Source organism: Pseudomonas sp. PA15(2017), from assembly GCF_001945395.1.
GTDB lineage: Bacteria > Pseudomonadota > Gammaproteobacteria > Pseudomonadales > Pseudomonadaceae > Aquipseudomonas.
This window is the reverse complement of sequence record NZ_MSXV01000044.1, coordinates 76,313-91,704: the sequence shown is the minus strand read 5'-3', so window position 1 is coordinate 91,704 and position 15,392 is coordinate 76,313. Positions and strand designations below refer to the sequence as shown.

Genomic DNA, 15,392 nt, shown 5'->3' with positions numbered 1-15,392 from the left:
GCTGTAGGCGCGTGCAGTCTACCTCGATTTCGCGTCCGTAATAAGTAAGCTACCACTCGGCAAGTTTTTTCTCGTAGGCCTGTCCTCCCTGAGCCTAATTCATTGAATTGTATAAAAATGTCCAGTTAGGCAGTGCCAAAAAATCTGCGAAAATGACGCCAAATCAAGTATTCTCCTAGTATTCAAAAAGCCTCCGACGAGGCTGAGGTGCTATGGATGAAGGTTTTGTTCGACACGCGTAGGGTTCAGAAGCTCGGCCGGGTGGCGCTTAGCGAAGCGCTACTCAGGAACGCAGGGCTTTCGGAAGGGGATCACGTCGACATCTATTTCGACGCTGCCACTAAACGTATCATCATTGAGCCAGCAGCCGTGAAGGTGGCTCCACTGGAGATGAGCGTGCAGGTTTCAGGGAGGAGTGCATGAGGTTGGAACCACAGCGCCGTGAGGTACGTTTCTCAGGGCATGAGTCATTTGTATGCCGCTATGGTTGGCTCCCCAAGCTTCATAGCGCCATCGTGCAGAACCCATTGCTCCTTAAGGATGAAGCTCAGGCGACCATCGCCTTGGGTATCGGCCGTAACATGGTTAAGTCGGTTCAATTCTGGGCTGAAGCTTTCGGGGTGGTCGAGTCTCGCGACAATGGAGGCCTGCAGTCAGGTCTGTTGGGGCGACTTCTGCTTGCGAAGGATGGTTGGGATCCTTACCTGGAGCAACCGGAGTCGCTTTGGTTGCTGCACTGGTGGATCTCGACGCATGCCGATATTGCCGTTTGGAGTCTCGTCTTCGGCAGTGCGGACTTCTCTCGATTTGATCGTAAGGGGCTTGTTGCGAGCCTAAGAGCTCTTGCTGACACCGTAGGGAAGAAACAATTGGCTGCCTCGACCTTGGAGCAGCACGCCAGTCTTTTCCTTCATTCTTATACCCGCGAAGAGTCTGCCACGGATGACACCTCGTGGTGTCCATTGCAGGATCTTGGCCTTTTCGAAGAGATTTCTGCCGACGATGGTAAGACTGTCTACCTCGTAGGTAGGAACGTTCCGCTGGGGCTTTCGTCGCGCATTTTCCTCTTCTCCCTCGTGGACTATTTGGCACGTCGCTGCGTTACGTCATGTGGCTTGGCTGATTTGGCTCATGGCGCTTTCAGCCCGGGTGTTGTTTTCCGTCTCGACGAGTTCCAACTGAGAGGCATGTTGGAGAATGTCGAGCTCGAGTTTAGTGGTGCTGTCCGCTTTGTAGACACTGCTGATACCCAACAAGTCATTTTAAAACCCGCACTGCTGCCTGATTGGCTCGAGTGCTTGTTGGCAGCAGAGGAAGAATCGAATGTCTGACCTTTTAATCGATCACATCGAGCTAGACTCAAAGTTCCTACGTTCTATCGCTTTGAATAGAGATCTGCGCTCCGCAGAGTCGCTCGATAGCTACCTGATAACCCCGGCTGTGCTGACGGTTTTGCGTCAGATCGGCGGGGCACTGGCGTCCAGAAGCGCACAGCGAGCATGGAAGATCCTGGGCCCCTACGGTAGCGGTAAGTCTGCCTTGGGACTATTGCTTGCTCGCCTACTGGAAGGCAAAGACAGTTCCCAAGCGATCTACCAGCAACTCAAGGACGCCTCCAGCGACGTCGCGGGTCTCTTCCCATTGGGCCAGAACCGCTTTGCTCTGGCTATCACAGGGTCACGCTCGTCACTTGGTAACGCTTTGGCTCAGTCGGTGCTCGATGCTTTGGAGTATCTACCTAGAAGTCGCCCTGCAACGGAGCTAAAGCGCCAGCTAGATTTGAAAGGGCAAACCTATCGAGATGTTCCTCTCAATGTGGCAGTAGGCAGTTTGCTTGGCGACTTTGTTGCTTTGGTCAGGTCGAGTGGACATTCTGGAGTTCTTCTGCTGATCGATGAGCTCGGTAAGTTCATTGAGCATGCTGCGCTAAACCCTGATGCGGGTGACTTAATGTCGCTGCAGCAGATCGCGGAGACAGCTTCTCATCCAACGGATGATGGTTTATTGGTTCTCACTATGCTGCATCAGCACTTTGATGCCTACGCAAAAGGGGTTGGCAGAACCCTGTCGGATGAGTGGCACAAGGTGTCGGCTCGTTTTGATGATGTGCCGTTTGATGAGCCGGTTGAGCGCTATGCGCACTTTGCTGTACACGCTCTCGGCCTCAAACCAGCGATTACGGAATCAAAGTCCTTTCAGCATCAGGCTAGAGATATCTATCGCCTGAGCACGGGGCACAATTTCTTCCGTAAGACGGCCGAAAGTGAATTGTTTGCCCAAGCTGAGCGGCTATATCCGTTACACCCTGCAGCCCTGGCTTCCCTCGCGGTGATCTCTAAACGCTTTGGACAAAGTGAGCGTTCCTTCCATGCCTTTATGCGAGGGCATGAGGTTGGTGCGCTGCGTGATTATGCTAGCCGGACAAGAGCTAGCTTTGCGGTCTGGTACCGCTTGCCTGAGCTCTATGATTATCTCTCGATCGGAACTGGTTTGCGTTTTCGAGACTTGGAGGCCGAGCGCCGGTGGGATTTCGCGCGCTCCGTAATTGGGCGTGGTACTGCTGAGCTGAGTGAGCTGCAAGTCGAGTTGCTCAAGTCAGTTGCTGTGATTGAATTAGTTGCTCAGTCTCTGCATGTAATTGCTTCGCCTGCCGTATTGAGCTTTGCACTGCTCAAAAGTGAAAGTGATCCTCAGGTGATCATCTCGGCTTTGTCTGATCTTGAGAGCAAGGCGATTTTGCTGAGCAGGCAAGCTACCGGTGATTATGTGTTTGCGGTCAGCCAAGCGGTAAATATAGAGGCGCTCTACCGAGAAACTCTAAAGCGTACCGATGATGAATTGATGTTTAAGGGCATTGCACAGTCGTTGTCGGAGCGGAGTGTCATCGCCAGTCGACACTACCAGCAGTCGGGGACCCTACGCTCTGTGAGGGTGATTGCTGGAGCACCTGAGGAAGTCAAAAAATCAATTGATGACTATCGCCAGCATGATGGATGCATTGGGTTGATGTTTGTGGATGCGTCAATGCCCGAGCAGATGGCTGAGGCACGAAGCATTGCGGGTGGGATAAAAAAAGAAGCAGTAGCGCTTACGGCAATCGTACAGGTAGGGGCCAGTGAGCGTAGTGCGCTGATTGAGTTCTCACGCTGGGTTTTAGTTCACGACCAGGTGAAGAGTCGTTTCTTGGATCCCTGGACGGAACGTCATGTTGAGACTCAGTTAAACCGAGCAAGAGAGCAAGTGGCACGGCTTGTTTTGGCATTGCTGAATCATCAGGTACAGGGCTCTCCGGCGTTGGCTTACTGGTATCGTGGAAAAGCGGTACAGGGGAGTGAGTCGATGAACTTGAGCCAGGCGGCTTCCTGGCTTTTTGATAGCGTATACAAATCTGCTCCTGTCATTCACAACGAGTTGATTAATAAGGACAAACCTTCCTCGGCGATCACGCTAGCCCGTCAGCGTTTGTTCGAATTGCTGGATAAGAAGGGAGGAGAAGAGCTTCTCGGTATTATTGACTACCCGCCTGAGCGTCTGTTGTACGTATCCCTTTTGCAGTCCACGAAGCTTCACCGGAAGAAAGGAGCTCATTGGGAGTTGGTTGCCCCGGATAAGGAAAGTCCAATTGGAGTTCAGAAGGTCTGGCAAAAACTCGATACGCTGTTGATGACCGACCAGCAAGTTACCTTCGCCAAGGTCACTGAAAAACTGGCCGAGTCGCCACTTGGCGTACGTAACGGACCAGCATCTATATGGTGTGTCACCTATCTGTTGCTGAATAAAGAGACTTGCGCAGTTTTTGAACGTGGTAGTTTGATTTTGGAGCTGACAGCTGAGCACTTGCAGCGAATGTTCCGCAGCCCGCAGACCTTCACTTTCCGCCGTTTTGATATCGTCACTGAGCGTAAAGCTTTGATTCGGGATTATGCGGCGGCGTTAGGAGCGGTAGGGGGCCAGGTCGGGCTAGAAGCCTCATACCTAGATGCTGCGCGCGAGCTGATCCGTTGGTATTCGCGGCTACCTCAGTACTCGCAGGAAACTATGCGGCTTTCTAATCATACGAAAGCACTTAGAGATGTCATCAAGCGTGCTACTGATCCAGTTGCATTGCTGGCACAAGATGCTCCACGAGTTTTGACTGGAGTGAAGGGGAGAGAGGGTACCAGCTTTGTTGCAATGCTGACCGAATCGCTGACCGAGCTGGGGATGTCTTTTAGACGCCTGCAAGATGAAGTTAGTTTGGCGATGGCTCAGGCGTTTTCCATCAACGGTACTCTGAAAGCTCTGAGAGGTCAGTTACAGGAGGAGTGCGCAGATGCTGCAGGCTCTCTGGTTGAAGCTGACCTGAAGGCTTTCATTATGCGTTGTGCTGACATCACATTGACTGATGATAAATGGTTGGACTCTATAGCCAGCGTTGTAGTGCAGCGGCCATTGGATATCTGGACTGATGCACAGGCTCCTCTCTTTGTAGACAAGGTTCATGACCTATGTGGCCGCTACAAGCGTTGGCTTCGTGTGGCGATGCCGAGAGGGGAGTTCGGGCGCCAAGCTCAGCGCTTTGTTAGCGTGACGCTTACTCTGCCAAGCGGGGAGGAGGCAGCGATGCTACTGGCCTCCGACAAAGAGACTAAACAAGTTGCAGACGGGGTGCTGAAGGATCTCACCAAGCAGGTTGGTGGCGATCTGAAGATGGTCGCCTCTGCTTTGGCCCAAGCTCTGCTGCAATTGCAGCAAGACTCCAATGCTGTTGACAGAGAAGAGTTGACCAATGAGCAACGAACCACGGGTTAGACACATCCTGAGCCTCTCCGGAGGCAAGGACAGCGCTGCATTGGCAATCTACATGCGTGACCGTGTGCCTGATATGGAGTACATATTCAGCGACACGGGTAAAGAGCTGCCAGAAACTTATGACTACCTACAGCGCTTGGAGAATTACCTAGGTAAGCCGCTGCAGCGTTTGAATGCGGATCTGGGGTTTGACCATTGGTACACCATGTATGGTGGGATGATTCCTTCTAATCACCGTCGTTGGTGTACGAAAATGCTGAAGCTCAAGCCATTCGAAGATCATTGTGGAAATGATCCGGTTGTTAACTATGTGGGGCTCCGAGCAGACGAAAACCGATCTGGCTACATCAGCCATAAGACCAATATCAAGGCCGTCTATCCTTTCCAGGAGGATGGACTGATTCTCAGGGATATTGAAGAGATTCTTCGCACGTCTGGTGTGGGAATGCCGCCCTACACCAAGTGGGGGCGCACACGATCTGGCTGTTTCTTCTGTTTCTACCAGCAAAAGATCGAATGGGTGCGACTTAAAGAAACCCACCCCGACCTCTATGAGAAGGCTAAAGAGTACGAGGTTCCGTTTGAAAAGACGGGCAACTTCTTCACTTGGAGCCAAGGTGAAAGCCTTGCCGAGCTGGAAAGACCTGAGCGGGTGGCGCAGATTAAACGTGATCATGCTCTGCGAGTTGAACGCATGGCTCAAAGAAGAGATAACTCAACACTCATTGCTGTTTTTTCTGATCATGATTCTACGGAAGCACCTGATGAAGACGACGATCAAGGATGCTTGGTCTGCCAATTATAGTGCTCAGAAAGGGAAGTTCAATGGCATTCAAGGTTAAAGCTAGAGTATTACTTGAGTTAGGGGCGGAGTTAATTAGTTCAGATGGTATTGCGTTGTATGAATTAATTAAAAACGCAATTGATGCTAGAAGTCCGAAGATTGAAGTAAGATTTAATGTTGCTCTTAGCTCTTCTGGATATCAGGCGTTGGTTTCTGATATTCAAGATGGTGGCTCAAGTATAGATGGGAAAGTCTTGCGCAATGCGTCCAAGTATTTCGAGCCAAGTGCGACCCAGGCTATCAGGGATGAGCTGGTAGAAAAGTTGTCTGGGCTTTCTAAGGCGCAAGCATTGTCTCGGTTGCGAGATTTTTATTGCAAAACATCATTTATTGAGATTGAGGACTGGGGGCAGGGAATGTCGTTAGCCGGTCTTGATAGAAATTTTTTAACAATTGGTACTCCCAATCGTGCTGAGGAAAGAAAGCTTGCTGTCTATGATAAGGATAAGCCTATCCTTGGGGAGAAAGGAATAGGTCGACTTTCGGTAATGAGGCTGGGGGAAAAGCTTAAATTATCGACTGCTACAATAGATGATGAGTTCTATTCTATCCTGAATGTGGATTGGAAGTTGTTGGGTGACAATCTAGACTTAGATTTAGATAGCTTCAGTGTTGGGGCAGAGGTTGGAAATAAAAAGGAAGGGAAGAAAAAAGGGACGTTGATTAGGATTAGTGATCTGCGCAGTGATTGGTCACTTCAGCGTGTTTCTCAGGTATCTAAGACTCAGCTCTCGAAGCTTCAGGATCCGTTTGATCTTGAGGGAAGTGTTCTTGATCTGCGTATGAGCTTTAATGGAAAGTCCGTGGATGTTATAGAGGAGCTCAACACGGTCTGGTTGGAAGGAGAGTGGCACGGGCATTTCAAAGTGCGCTTCAATTATGAGATGGTCGATGGCCGCCGGCAACCTATGATTAGTGGGAAAGTTAAATTCAGACCTCCTGCTTTAGAGTCCTCTACAGAAGATGATCGTGCGGTCGATGAGGCGGATATTTATAGCGCGGGCGACGACTTGTATAGCGTTCTTGCAGATGCTGATCAGCCTTTGTACAACGATGGTGGGAATACTCCTGCGAGATATGCGGGTATTCAAACTCTGGGGGAGTTTACTGCTGAAGGATATTGGTTTAACCGGCAACGAAAGAGGAAGGAGTTGCCAAAAGAGAAGTATGATGAATTCAGTGAGTGGTTAAGTCTTTGGGCCGGCGGCCTGTTGATGTATCGTGATGGGTTCAGGGTATACCCGTATGCCGATCCAGATGACGATTGGCTCATGTTGGATCAACGTGCACTAAAGCAGCGATCATTCAAGCTTAATAGAGGGCAGTTTGTAGGTTATGTACGGATTAGCTCTCGTGATAATCCTAACTTAAAGGATCAAACAAACAGACAGGGATTATGTGACTCGCCTGAGCAAAAGAAGCTTGTCCAGTGCCTTCAGTATGTTATTTGGAAGGAATTAGGAGCGCTTGTAAAAAAGTATGAGGTGAAAAGCGCCGCCAGATCTCTCGGAACGGTCAAAGAAATAGATGTAAAAGTAAAGAAAAATTCTAAGGATGCTCGGGCTCAGTTGCGAGAGCTTGCCAAGCAGCTTCCGGGTGAAGAGAAAACTATACATGCCTTGCGAGGGTATGTTGAGGAGCTGGAAACCGCCTGGTCAAAAGCTAAGGCTACTATCAGAAAACAACAGGATCAGTCGGATGTTTACTTGCATCTTGCCGGGGCTGGGATGCTTATGGAGTTTGTTGTTCATGAGCTAAATCGAATGACTAGAGCTACTTTGGCGGACCTGAATAAGGTCAACACTAAAAGTCTCCCGCCGTCCTTACGTTCCCTAAATGCCCAACTGAAGACGCTTGAAAAGCGCCTGAGGATCCTTGATCCGGTTAGTACCCCTGGTCGACAAAGAAAAGAACGGGCAGATATGGTTGAGGTCATTCAGACTTTACTTGATGCGCATGAGTCGCAATTTGAGCAGTTCTCGATAGAAGTTATCTTTGATGAAATAGAAGCATTTTTTGCTAGAGTGGTTCAGGGACAAATGTATCAAGTGTTTGAAAATTTAATTTCCAACTCTGTGTATTGGCTTTCCCACCACCACAATATGCTCCGAGAAGCAAGCGATGGGGCTACGAATTTTTCCCCAACGATTGAGATAGTTGTTGATTCTCAGTCAAGGGAGATTGTTTTTAGAGATAATGGATCGGGTATTAGGGTCGAGGATGGAAGGAAGGTTTTCGACCCATTCTTTAGTAAGAAACCATCGGGTCGTGGGATTGGTCTTTACATAGTTAAAAATCTTTGTTCAGAAAACAATATTGATATTTCCCTCATAGAGGCGGGCGGTCGTGGTGCTCATGCAGGGTTTGTTTTCCGCTTTGGGAGCGAATGAGGTGACTACAGGGATGTTCGTAAAGAAAGCGTTGTTCATTGATGATGCATTTGCACGACCAACAGTTTCTCAGTTTCAACCTCACCTGAATGCTCTTCGTGGATTTCTTTCTGATAATGAAGAAACCAAACAATGGCTTGATGGTGAGTTTGGACTTTCAGGAAGCCACACTGCACGTTCATATTTTGCGCCGCTTGTAAATGATGCTGGCGCGATTTTAAGATTCTGGCAGCTGCGGAACAGCTCGCCATCAGGTGCTGCGCTGGAATCGGTCTTTACAGATCTGGTCGAGGAGTTGAGTCCTCATCATTCTCCGCTTGAGGCGATTGACGGAATTCTTAAGGGTCATGGTTGGGAGGTAAGGCGCAGTGCGGTCTTGCCTGATGTGGCGTCAGTAGAAACTGATGTCGCATTGATAGTAATAGATTATCAGTTGAGTCAGGATGACCATGATCTAGAGGCTCGGGTTCAGGAGAGTATTGATTTCTTAAAGTCTGTTGTGGAAAAAGCGAAGAACACGCCAAACGCAATCCATCCCTTTATTATTCTGATCTCGAGCCTTCCTCATCTAGCGAATAGGCATGCAGGGGACTTCCGGATAGGAAGTTCAACTCCGGGCGGTATGTTCCGATTCGTGCGAAAGCTCAATGTAGGACAGGAGTTTGTTGGAGCTTTAGAATCCTATTATGTTAAGCGGGAGGAGCTTCAGAAGTTTCGGTGCTTGCACATTGAGCTGGAAAGGGCTGTAAGTGTCGCTGGTGAGCAGTTGAGCAAACATGTTACAGCGCTTGAGCTAGAGGATCTTGCGACTCTGTATACTGCACAGTTAGTTACAGAAAAGGAACCTCTTTCAGATTATGTTGGGTGGTTGGCAGGGCAGTTGGTTATGTCTTCGATTCAGAAAAGCCCAACTCTTGCTCAGAAGGCAATGGATCTTCCAGATGAGAGCTATGAAATCCTGCTTGGCCATTGCCAGCCCACTCAGAATTTGTCTAATGTATTTTCTGAATTTTCATCAGTGCGCCCTGCCTCCGGTGAGCTTATAAAGTCTACGCGAAAAAATAGAGATATTCGGTTCGGTGATATTTTTGTGAAAAAGCCTAGAGGAAAGGCTGGGCAATTGACTTTGGAAGAGCAACCTTATTATCTAGTTATATCGCAAACTTGTGATTTGTTACAAGGTAAAATAACCAATGGGCAGGTTCTATGTGTCCAAGGTTGTGGGCGCGAGGTGAAATCAACAGAGATTGATCTTCTGCAGGCAACTATTCGGCAGATGGGGGTGGGCGGCGATTTCTTAATCAAAAATCAAGATAAGTATTTTCAGATTGCTTGGGCGGAGAAAGACTTGCTTACCGTTGATCAGAAAAAACTATCTAAAGAGTCTGGCTACGATTATGTAGGAAGACTAAACGAAATTTATGCCCTTGAGGTTCAGCATAGTGCTTTACATTCTTTGGGGCGTATTGGGGTGCCTGTCGTTCCAGGATATAGGGTCTTCTTCGGTATGGCCGAAATTAGGGTGTATGGTAATCGAGGTGAAGAGATTGCCGAGCTCCGTAGGTCTCTCAATAATAGTTCTGTTCTTTGTGTTCTGCGTAACGAAAAAGTTGGATCTGTTAAGCTGCGCTTGTTGTTTTCGGGTGAGCTTAGGCGTTGGCTTCACGCAGAGCTCCAAGCGCTTGTAGGTCTTGCGTCGTTCCCAGCGGGAGCGACTAAAGGTGCTGGCGATTTTATTACTGCGCTGTCTGCAGGCGAGTCGTATAGCCTTACAGGGAAAGCAAAGGGCGATGAAATAGAGGGCTTCGCTATCGCCTCTTCTGTAAATTTGATAATGAAAAATCTTCCACAGGTTGCGAAAAATAACCCACAGCCTAGAGTTCAATTAGAGCTTTCTCCCTCAATCCATTTTGCTGGAGATATTTCTGGTTAGGTTTTGGGGGCTTTGCTCTAAGTGATATTAAATTGTGGGTGATTCTTGATTCTAGAGTTGTTTAGGCTGTCTTCATTAAACGGATTACCCCTCTGATATTTAGTTTACTATGTTGGGTCGGTTTTTGGTGTGGTGTGCACTATTGTAAGTACTGGGCGATTCGTGGATGTGGTGGTGGGTGGAGAGAGTAGATCATTTCCAGTGTTGAGGTTGTAAGGTTAGTCCCGTCTAAGCTTTGGCAGACAGTCGGAAAATTTCTTCTTTGCTGGGAACTCTTAAATTTTGCTATACCTGATCTTGTATTTTAGGGTTTATATTTTTCCGATAGTGGAGAACTATTAGTGGAAGCCAGTACTGCCTCTATGCGATCTCCCAATTGCTTCCACGCTTCTGTTTTTTCTTTCGCATAGTCATGGTGCAAGTAATGTCGCCGTACTTTTGATCCGCCTAGTAAGTGATTTTGACAACGATCGATGATTTCTAGGGTGATGCCGAGCTCTTGCATCATTGTGGCGCCGGTGCGGCGAAGATCATGCGGAGTCCACTCACCGCGGGAGCCTTTGCTAAGCACCAACGAGTCATCATGATGGCGACCAGATAAGGGCTTGCTGCGGTTCTTGAAGCGGCACTGCCGATCGCCGATCAGCTTGCTGACTGTTTTGGTGTCGACGTGGCTGCTTTCGTCCTTGCTGGGAAAGCAGAACGGGGTGTGGCCGGTTTCTTCTTTCAGGCGCTTGAACTGGGTCAGTGCGAATGATGATAGGAATACGTGGTGATCCTGGCGTTTGCCTTTGTGTCCCTTGGTGGCTTCGGCAGGGATGAACCAGGTGCCTTTCTCCAGATCCACATGCCGCCATTCGGACTTGAGTAGTTCGCCGATGCGGCAGAGGCTGCTCAGGCAGATCCAGACGGCGCATTGCACGCGTGGATTGACCGGACGGATGCCGGAGTATTTCTGGCCGGCGGGGAGGGCGTCGTAGTCGTGTTCGAGGCGGGCGAAGATGTCGCGTAGCTCGCGGATTTCGTCGGGGGAGAGGAGGCGGTCGCGCTGTTCCTGGTAGTCGTGGTCGAGGAGTTTGTTGACGTCCATCAGGTCGGCCGGGTTGCCGTCGGCCATCAAGCCGCGCCATGGTTTGCGTTTTTCGGCCCAGCGCAGCATCTGGCCGATGTCGTTGTTGCGGATCACGACGGTGCGGTTCAGGCCACGGGCTTTGATCGAACGCAGGACGGCGAGTAGGTCTTTCTCGGTGAGGTTGCGCAGGGGCTTCTTGCCAATCAGCGGGAGCACGTCCTTGGTGAAGCTGCGGCGGAGCTCGGCGTTGCCGTCCTGGCGGGATACGCCGTCGTGCATCCACTCTTCGAAGAGGTCGGCGACCGTCTTGTTCTCTGCGGCCTGGCGCTCGGCCTCGGCAATGGTGGCAGCGATGGCGGCCTGGGCTTCGATCTTGGCAGCCTTGCGGGCCGCAGTGGGATCGATGCCTTTGGCGGCTGTCGCTTTCACCTCATCACGTTCGGCGCGGATCTGCGCCAGCGATTTCTTCGGCCAACTGCCCAGGCTCTGGTCACGCTTCAATCCATTCAGCTTGAACTCGTAGCGGAATTGCACCGTCACGCCACGCAAACCTGAGCGGACTTTGGCGACCAGGCCACCGTCTTCGCGAAGGATCCTGCCGTCATCGGTGGCGGTGAGCGCTTCCAGTTGCTTGGCTGTCAATTTGGCCATGTCCTACCCCTTGCATAATTCCGCCACCTGGATTTTACCCCACTTTTACCCCACCGAATCGCTTGGCTGTCGGTAGATGCTGGTGGATCGTGATGGACGCCAATATAGCCTGTGTGTCCTGTATTTACTAGGTTTTAGGCGTTCCGGTAGCGTCCATGGACTTCCATGGAAATCCACTAAATAAGCGCATGGGGTGCAAGGGGTCGAGTGTTCGAATCACTCCGTCCCGACCAAATAATCCCAACATCAAAGCTCGATCAGAAATGATCGAGCTTTTTTGTTTTTGTGCCATTAACCCTGTGTCGTAAAAGCCCACTTGCGCGAATGACCTCGTGTCAACAACAGCAATGAGGCGGGTTTAGCCGCATCATGCTGGTCGATTTGTGGCCACTTCGAGCATCTGCACCCCAGCTACAGAACAGCCGATTCGCTGTAGTAGTGAACCTGGTGGGCCTCGCTTGGCAGCGGCACCTCCCATTTGAACAGCATGCGGCGGATATCCTCGTTACGCAGGCTGGTGTCGCGCCGGGTGTTACGCCGGTAGACCTCTTTCTCGGGCATCTCCAGATACTGGATCTGCACCTTGGCCTGGTAGGCGTACAGCAGGTCGAGGCTCTTCTTGCGCATCTGCGCCGACAGGTGCGTGGAGTTCCACACGAAGGGCTGTTTCTCGCGTAGCAGCGACTTGGTCCGGTCGATGGCGAAGTGCGCGGCGGCGCCTTCGTTCTCGCCGTGGCGCAGGCCCAGCGCCTCGCGGGCGTCGTCGAAGGAGATCACCGGCAGGTCCGGGTGGTGCTTGGCCACCCAGGTGTTCTTGCCACTGGCCGGCATGCCGGACAGCATGACCACGTGCGAGCCTTCCGGCTCGTGCAGCGGGTAGTCGGGATGCACCCGCGCACCCCGGAAGTACTGGATGCGAGTGTAGTCATCGACGAATGCCCTTGGCCCATACAGGCAGCCTTCCTCGGCGACCAGCTCGCGAAACAGCTCGATCTCGTCGAGCACGGCCTGCTTGCCCACGTAGGTGCGCCCCTGCATGTCCGCTTCCGCGACCGCGCAAAGCATCCATACCGGCAGCTCCCACGACAGCTTGTGGAGGATGAACTCCGGGCTCTGCCCACTGCGATTTCCCGACAGCGCGAAGAACGGCAGTTGGTGCACCGAGATGATCCGGCAGACCTGCTCGCGCAACCCGAAGGGCATGCCTGCCCGCCATAGCAGCAGGCGAGCATCCACGGCGCCGCGTCGCGAGTGCCCAGGCTGGCCGATGCGCCCGGTTTCGGTGTCGATCACCGTGGTGTCCGGCTTGGAGATGTCGTGCAGCAGCGCGGCCAGGAACAGCACCAGGCGTTGCTCCTCGGTCGCTTGCTGATAGCGCGGTTGCGCGAGCAAGGCCTCGACCACCATGCAGGTGTGAATCCACACGTCGCCCTCGGCGTGGTAGTACGGGTCCTGGGGCGTGCTGGCCAGGCGCAGCAGGGCCGGAATCGCCTCCAGGCACGCCTGCGCGTCGAAGCGCTGGCCCGGTTCTGGCACCAGGCCTTGCAGTTGTTGAATGTCCATTTTGTTGTTCTCCTTCAGTAACCAGACCGCTGACCATCCCAGTCCATCGACAGGCGAGGGGCGTAGAGGTCTACCCCGTCGGCCAGCAGGTTGGGAATGAACGGCTGGTTCGCATGATGCTGGTCCGCATCGAGGATCGCCTGGACGAAGTCCTGGCGAACCCACTTGAGGCGTCCGTTGGTTTGTTTCTCGTCTTCGAGCTTCAGGTACAGGCCTTCCATCACCGTCGACTTGTCGCACTGCCGCCACGCCCGCTCCAGGTCCAGGCCTTCGCGCTGCACCGTGGCTTCGAACGCGCTGCGCCATGCCGGCGACTTGGCCTGGGAATCGCCGAGCAGTTCGAGCAGATCCTTGAGCCGTGCTGGCGCCAGCCCTTCATGCAGCACCGGCACCGACAGCACCGGGCCGTCGCGCAGCAGCTGGCGCCGGGCGGCGGTCGAGAGGAACAGGCCATGGGCCCGATCCCAGATATCGAACTCGCAGAAGAAGTGCGGCAGGCGGTCGTAGAACACCGAATGCTTCTTGTGCATCCACTCGCCGAACAGCACGTAGCGGTCTTCAAGGCGGCTCAGCAACCAGTCCTCGTGGGCCACGGCCCACTGCTTGAACAGGTTGAACTGACGCTCCCGGCCGCCACCGGTCAGGTAGTGGCCACGCGATTGCAGCAGCAGTTCACCGGCCGCGGAGAAGCTGATGCCGGCATTGGCACCGTCCAGTTTCTCCTCGACGACCAGCCATTGGCCGCTCAGCGAGGCATAACAGACCTGATCGCTATCGGTATCGCCCGGCTGCAGGCGAGAGCTCTCCAGGTGCGGCGTGCGTGGGTATTTGTGTAGCTCGAGGTTTTGCGCATAGGCGCGGAAATCCATGTTCATGGGTTTTCTCCATTGCAATTGGGAAAACCGACGACAAGGGTTCAGGCGGGCAAAATGTGGGAAGCGGCCACGCAGGTGCGCAGGCAGCCATCAGGCACGATGGACCGTCGTCGGTACCAGGCTTTTTGGCTGGAGCAGGGCACTTCGTTCACCACTTGAGAGAGGGGGTGTAAATAAGGGGGCGCATTCAACATCCAAAAAAGTAGGAAGTCAATAATCAGTTGGCCTATCTCGCCCTATTTCTAGGGCGAGGCCTGCTTAGGCATAACCTGGCTTTTAAGGATAGATTACGATCTATACTAACGGTGGTAATCCAAGTTCCTTAAGATATGTATTGTGCTTGTCTCGTGCCTCTTGAATATTCTTTTCCAGCTCAATCAGCTCCTGGTTAACCACTTGTAGATCGATTTCCTGCTCTGCGTTAGTTGTACTGATGTAGCGGGAAATATTCAGGTTGTAGCCGTTCTTCTCGATCTCCTCCATTTCCACCCGGCGTGCATAACGCGGTTCTTCCTCGCGGAGCTGGTAGGTCTTGATGATCTTGGCGATGTGCTCTTCGGTCAGTTGGTTCTGGCGTTTGCCTTTGTTGAAGTGCTCCGCCGCGTTGATGAACAACACATCGTCCGGCTGTTTGCACTTTTTCAACACCAGAATGCACACCGGAATACCCGTGGAATAGAACAGGTTGGAGGGCAAACCGATCACCGTGTCGATGTGGCCGTCCTTGATTAGCTTGGTGCGGATGCGCTCCTCGGCGCCACCCCGGAACAGCACGCCATGGGGCAGGATAATGGCCATCACGCCTTCGTCTTTCAAAAAGTGGAAGCCGTGCAGGAGAAAGGCAAAGTCCGCCGCCGATTTTGGCGCCAGGCCGTAATTCTTGAAGCGCACATCATCGGCCATGGCTTCGCTTGGGTCCCAGCGGTAACTGAAGGGCGGGTTGGCGACCACGGCATCGAACACAGGTTTTTTCGCCGGGTTCAGTTCACGCAGGATGTCCCAATCGTTGCTCAGGGTGTCGCCATGGTAAATCTCGAACTCGGTGTCCTTGACCCTATGCAGCAGCATGTTCATGCGGGCCAGGTTATAGGTGGTGATGTTCTTTTCCTGGCCGTAAATCTTGCCGATGCCATGGGCGCCCATGCGCTTGCGCACGTTAAGCAGCAGCGAGCCCGAACCACAGGCGAAGTCCAGCACGCTTTCCAGGTGCTTCTTGGTGCCGGTCTTGGGGTCTTGGCTGTCCAAGGTGACTATAGCGGACAGGATGTCGGAC

The 15,392-nt window shown here is 52.2% G+C and carries 10 protein-coding genes; 6 read left to right on the top strand and 4 right to left on the bottom strand.

The genetic code is table 11. The features are described 5' to 3' along the window. Nucleotides 1-216: 216 nt before the first annotated feature. The 6 genes from BVH03_RS14170 to BVH03_RS25945 are packed head-to-tail and all read left to right on the top strand — an operon-like array spanning nt 217 to nt 9,958. On the top strand, nt 217-423 hold the full coding sequence (locus BVH03_RS14170; protein WP_075961766.1) for a hypothetical protein: 207 nt from the start codon (nt 217-219) through the stop codon (nt 421-423). Continuing rightward, nucleotides 420-1,331, top strand: a complete 912-nt coding sequence (locus BVH03_RS14165) for a DUF4007 family protein (RefSeq protein WP_075961765.1) — start codon at nt 420-422, stop codon at nt 1,329-1,331. The genes BVH03_RS14170 and BVH03_RS14165 overlap by 4 nt, the downstream gene beginning before the upstream one ends. Then, nucleotides 1,324-4,791 (top strand): hypothetical protein, encoded by a 3,468-nt coding sequence (locus tag BVH03_RS14160; RefSeq protein WP_075961764.1) that lies wholly within the window; start codon nt 1,324-1,326, stop codon nt 4,789-4,791. Before BVH03_RS14165 ends, BVH03_RS14160 begins: the two co-directional genes overlap by 8 nt. After that, entirely contained in the window at nt 4,769-5,596 is an 828-nt protein-coding gene (locus BVH03_RS14155) for a phosphoadenosine phosphosulfate reductase family protein (protein ID WP_075961763.1), read from the top strand. Before BVH03_RS14160 ends, BVH03_RS14155 begins: the two co-directional genes overlap by 23 nt. A 20-nt stretch (nt 5,597-5,616) precedes the next feature. Then, nucleotides 5,617-8,025, top strand: a complete 2,409-nt coding sequence (locus tag BVH03_RS14150; RefSeq protein WP_168175618.1) for an ATP-binding protein — start codon at nt 5,617-5,619, stop codon at nt 8,023-8,025. Continuing rightward, complete coding sequence (locus BVH03_RS25945) at nt 7,991-9,958, top strand: hypothetical protein (protein WP_168175617.1); 1,968 nt, start codon at nt 7,991-7,993, stop codon at nt 9,956-9,958. The genes BVH03_RS14150 and BVH03_RS25945 overlap by 35 nt, the downstream gene beginning before the upstream one ends. A 304-nt stretch (nt 9,959-10,262) precedes the next feature. On the opposite strand, the gene BVH03_RS14145 is transcribed toward BVH03_RS25945, so the two are convergent. The 4 genes from BVH03_RS14145 to BVH03_RS14130 form a co-directional block, all read right to left on the bottom strand. Next, the gene (locus BVH03_RS14145; RefSeq protein ID WP_075961761.1) at nt 10,263-11,681 is read right to left on the bottom strand and encodes a site-specific integrase; all 1,419 of its coding nucleotides are present in this window, start codon (nt 11,679-11,681) and stop codon (nt 10,263-10,265) included. Nucleotides 11,682-12,092: 411 nt separating this feature from the next. Then, nucleotides 12,093-13,244, bottom strand: coding sequence for an AAA family ATPase (locus tag BVH03_RS14140; RefSeq protein ID WP_075961760.1), 1,152 nt, complete (start codon nt 13,242-13,244; stop codon nt 12,093-12,095). 14 nt (nt 13,245-13,258) lie between these two features. After that, a complete protein-coding gene (locus BVH03_RS14135) occupies nt 13,259-14,119 on the bottom strand; it encodes an RNA ligase family protein (RefSeq protein WP_075961759.1) in 861 nt (286 codons plus the stop codon). Nucleotides 14,120-14,413: 294 nt separating this feature from the next. Continuing rightward, nucleotides 14,414-15,392, bottom strand: a 979-nt coding sequence (locus BVH03_RS14130; protein WP_075961907.1) for a type I restriction-modification system subunit M, incomplete at its 5' end; no start/stop codon positions are given.

Bases quoted from the DNA above. Each gene is read 5' to 3' on its own strand.
- BVH03_RS25945 (WP_168175617.1), top strand. From the start codon at position 7,991: ATGCAGGGTTTGTTTTCCGCTTTGGGAGCGAATGAGGTGACTACAGGG.
- BVH03_RS14145 (WP_075961761.1), bottom strand. From the start codon at position 11,681: ATGGCCAAATTGACAGCCAAGCAACTGGAAGCGCTCACCGCCACCGAT.
- BVH03_RS14140 (WP_075961760.1), bottom strand. From the start codon at position 13,244: ATGGACATTCAACAACTGCAAGGCCTGGTGCCAGAACCGGGCCAGCGC.
- BVH03_RS14160 (WP_075961764.1), top strand. From the start codon at position 1,324: ATGTCTGACCTTTTAATCGATCACATCGAGCTAGACTCAAAGTTCCTA.
- BVH03_RS14170 (WP_075961766.1), top strand. From the start codon at position 217: ATGAAGGTTTTGTTCGACACGCGTAGGGTTCAGAAGCTCGGCCGGGTG.
- BVH03_RS14150 (WP_168175618.1), top strand. From the start codon at position 5,617: ATGGCATTCAAGGTTAAAGCTAGAGTATTACTTGAGTTAGGGGCGGAG.
- BVH03_RS14135 (WP_075961759.1), bottom strand. From the start codon at position 14,119: ATGAACATGGATTTCCGCGCCTATGCGCAAAACCTCGAGCTACACAAA.
- BVH03_RS14155 (WP_075961763.1), top strand. From the start codon at position 4,769: ATGAGCAACGAACCACGGGTTAGACACATCCTGAGCCTCTCCGGAGGC.
- BVH03_RS14165 (WP_075961765.1), top strand. From the start codon at position 420: ATGAGGTTGGAACCACAGCGCCGTGAGGTACGTTTCTCAGGGCATGAG.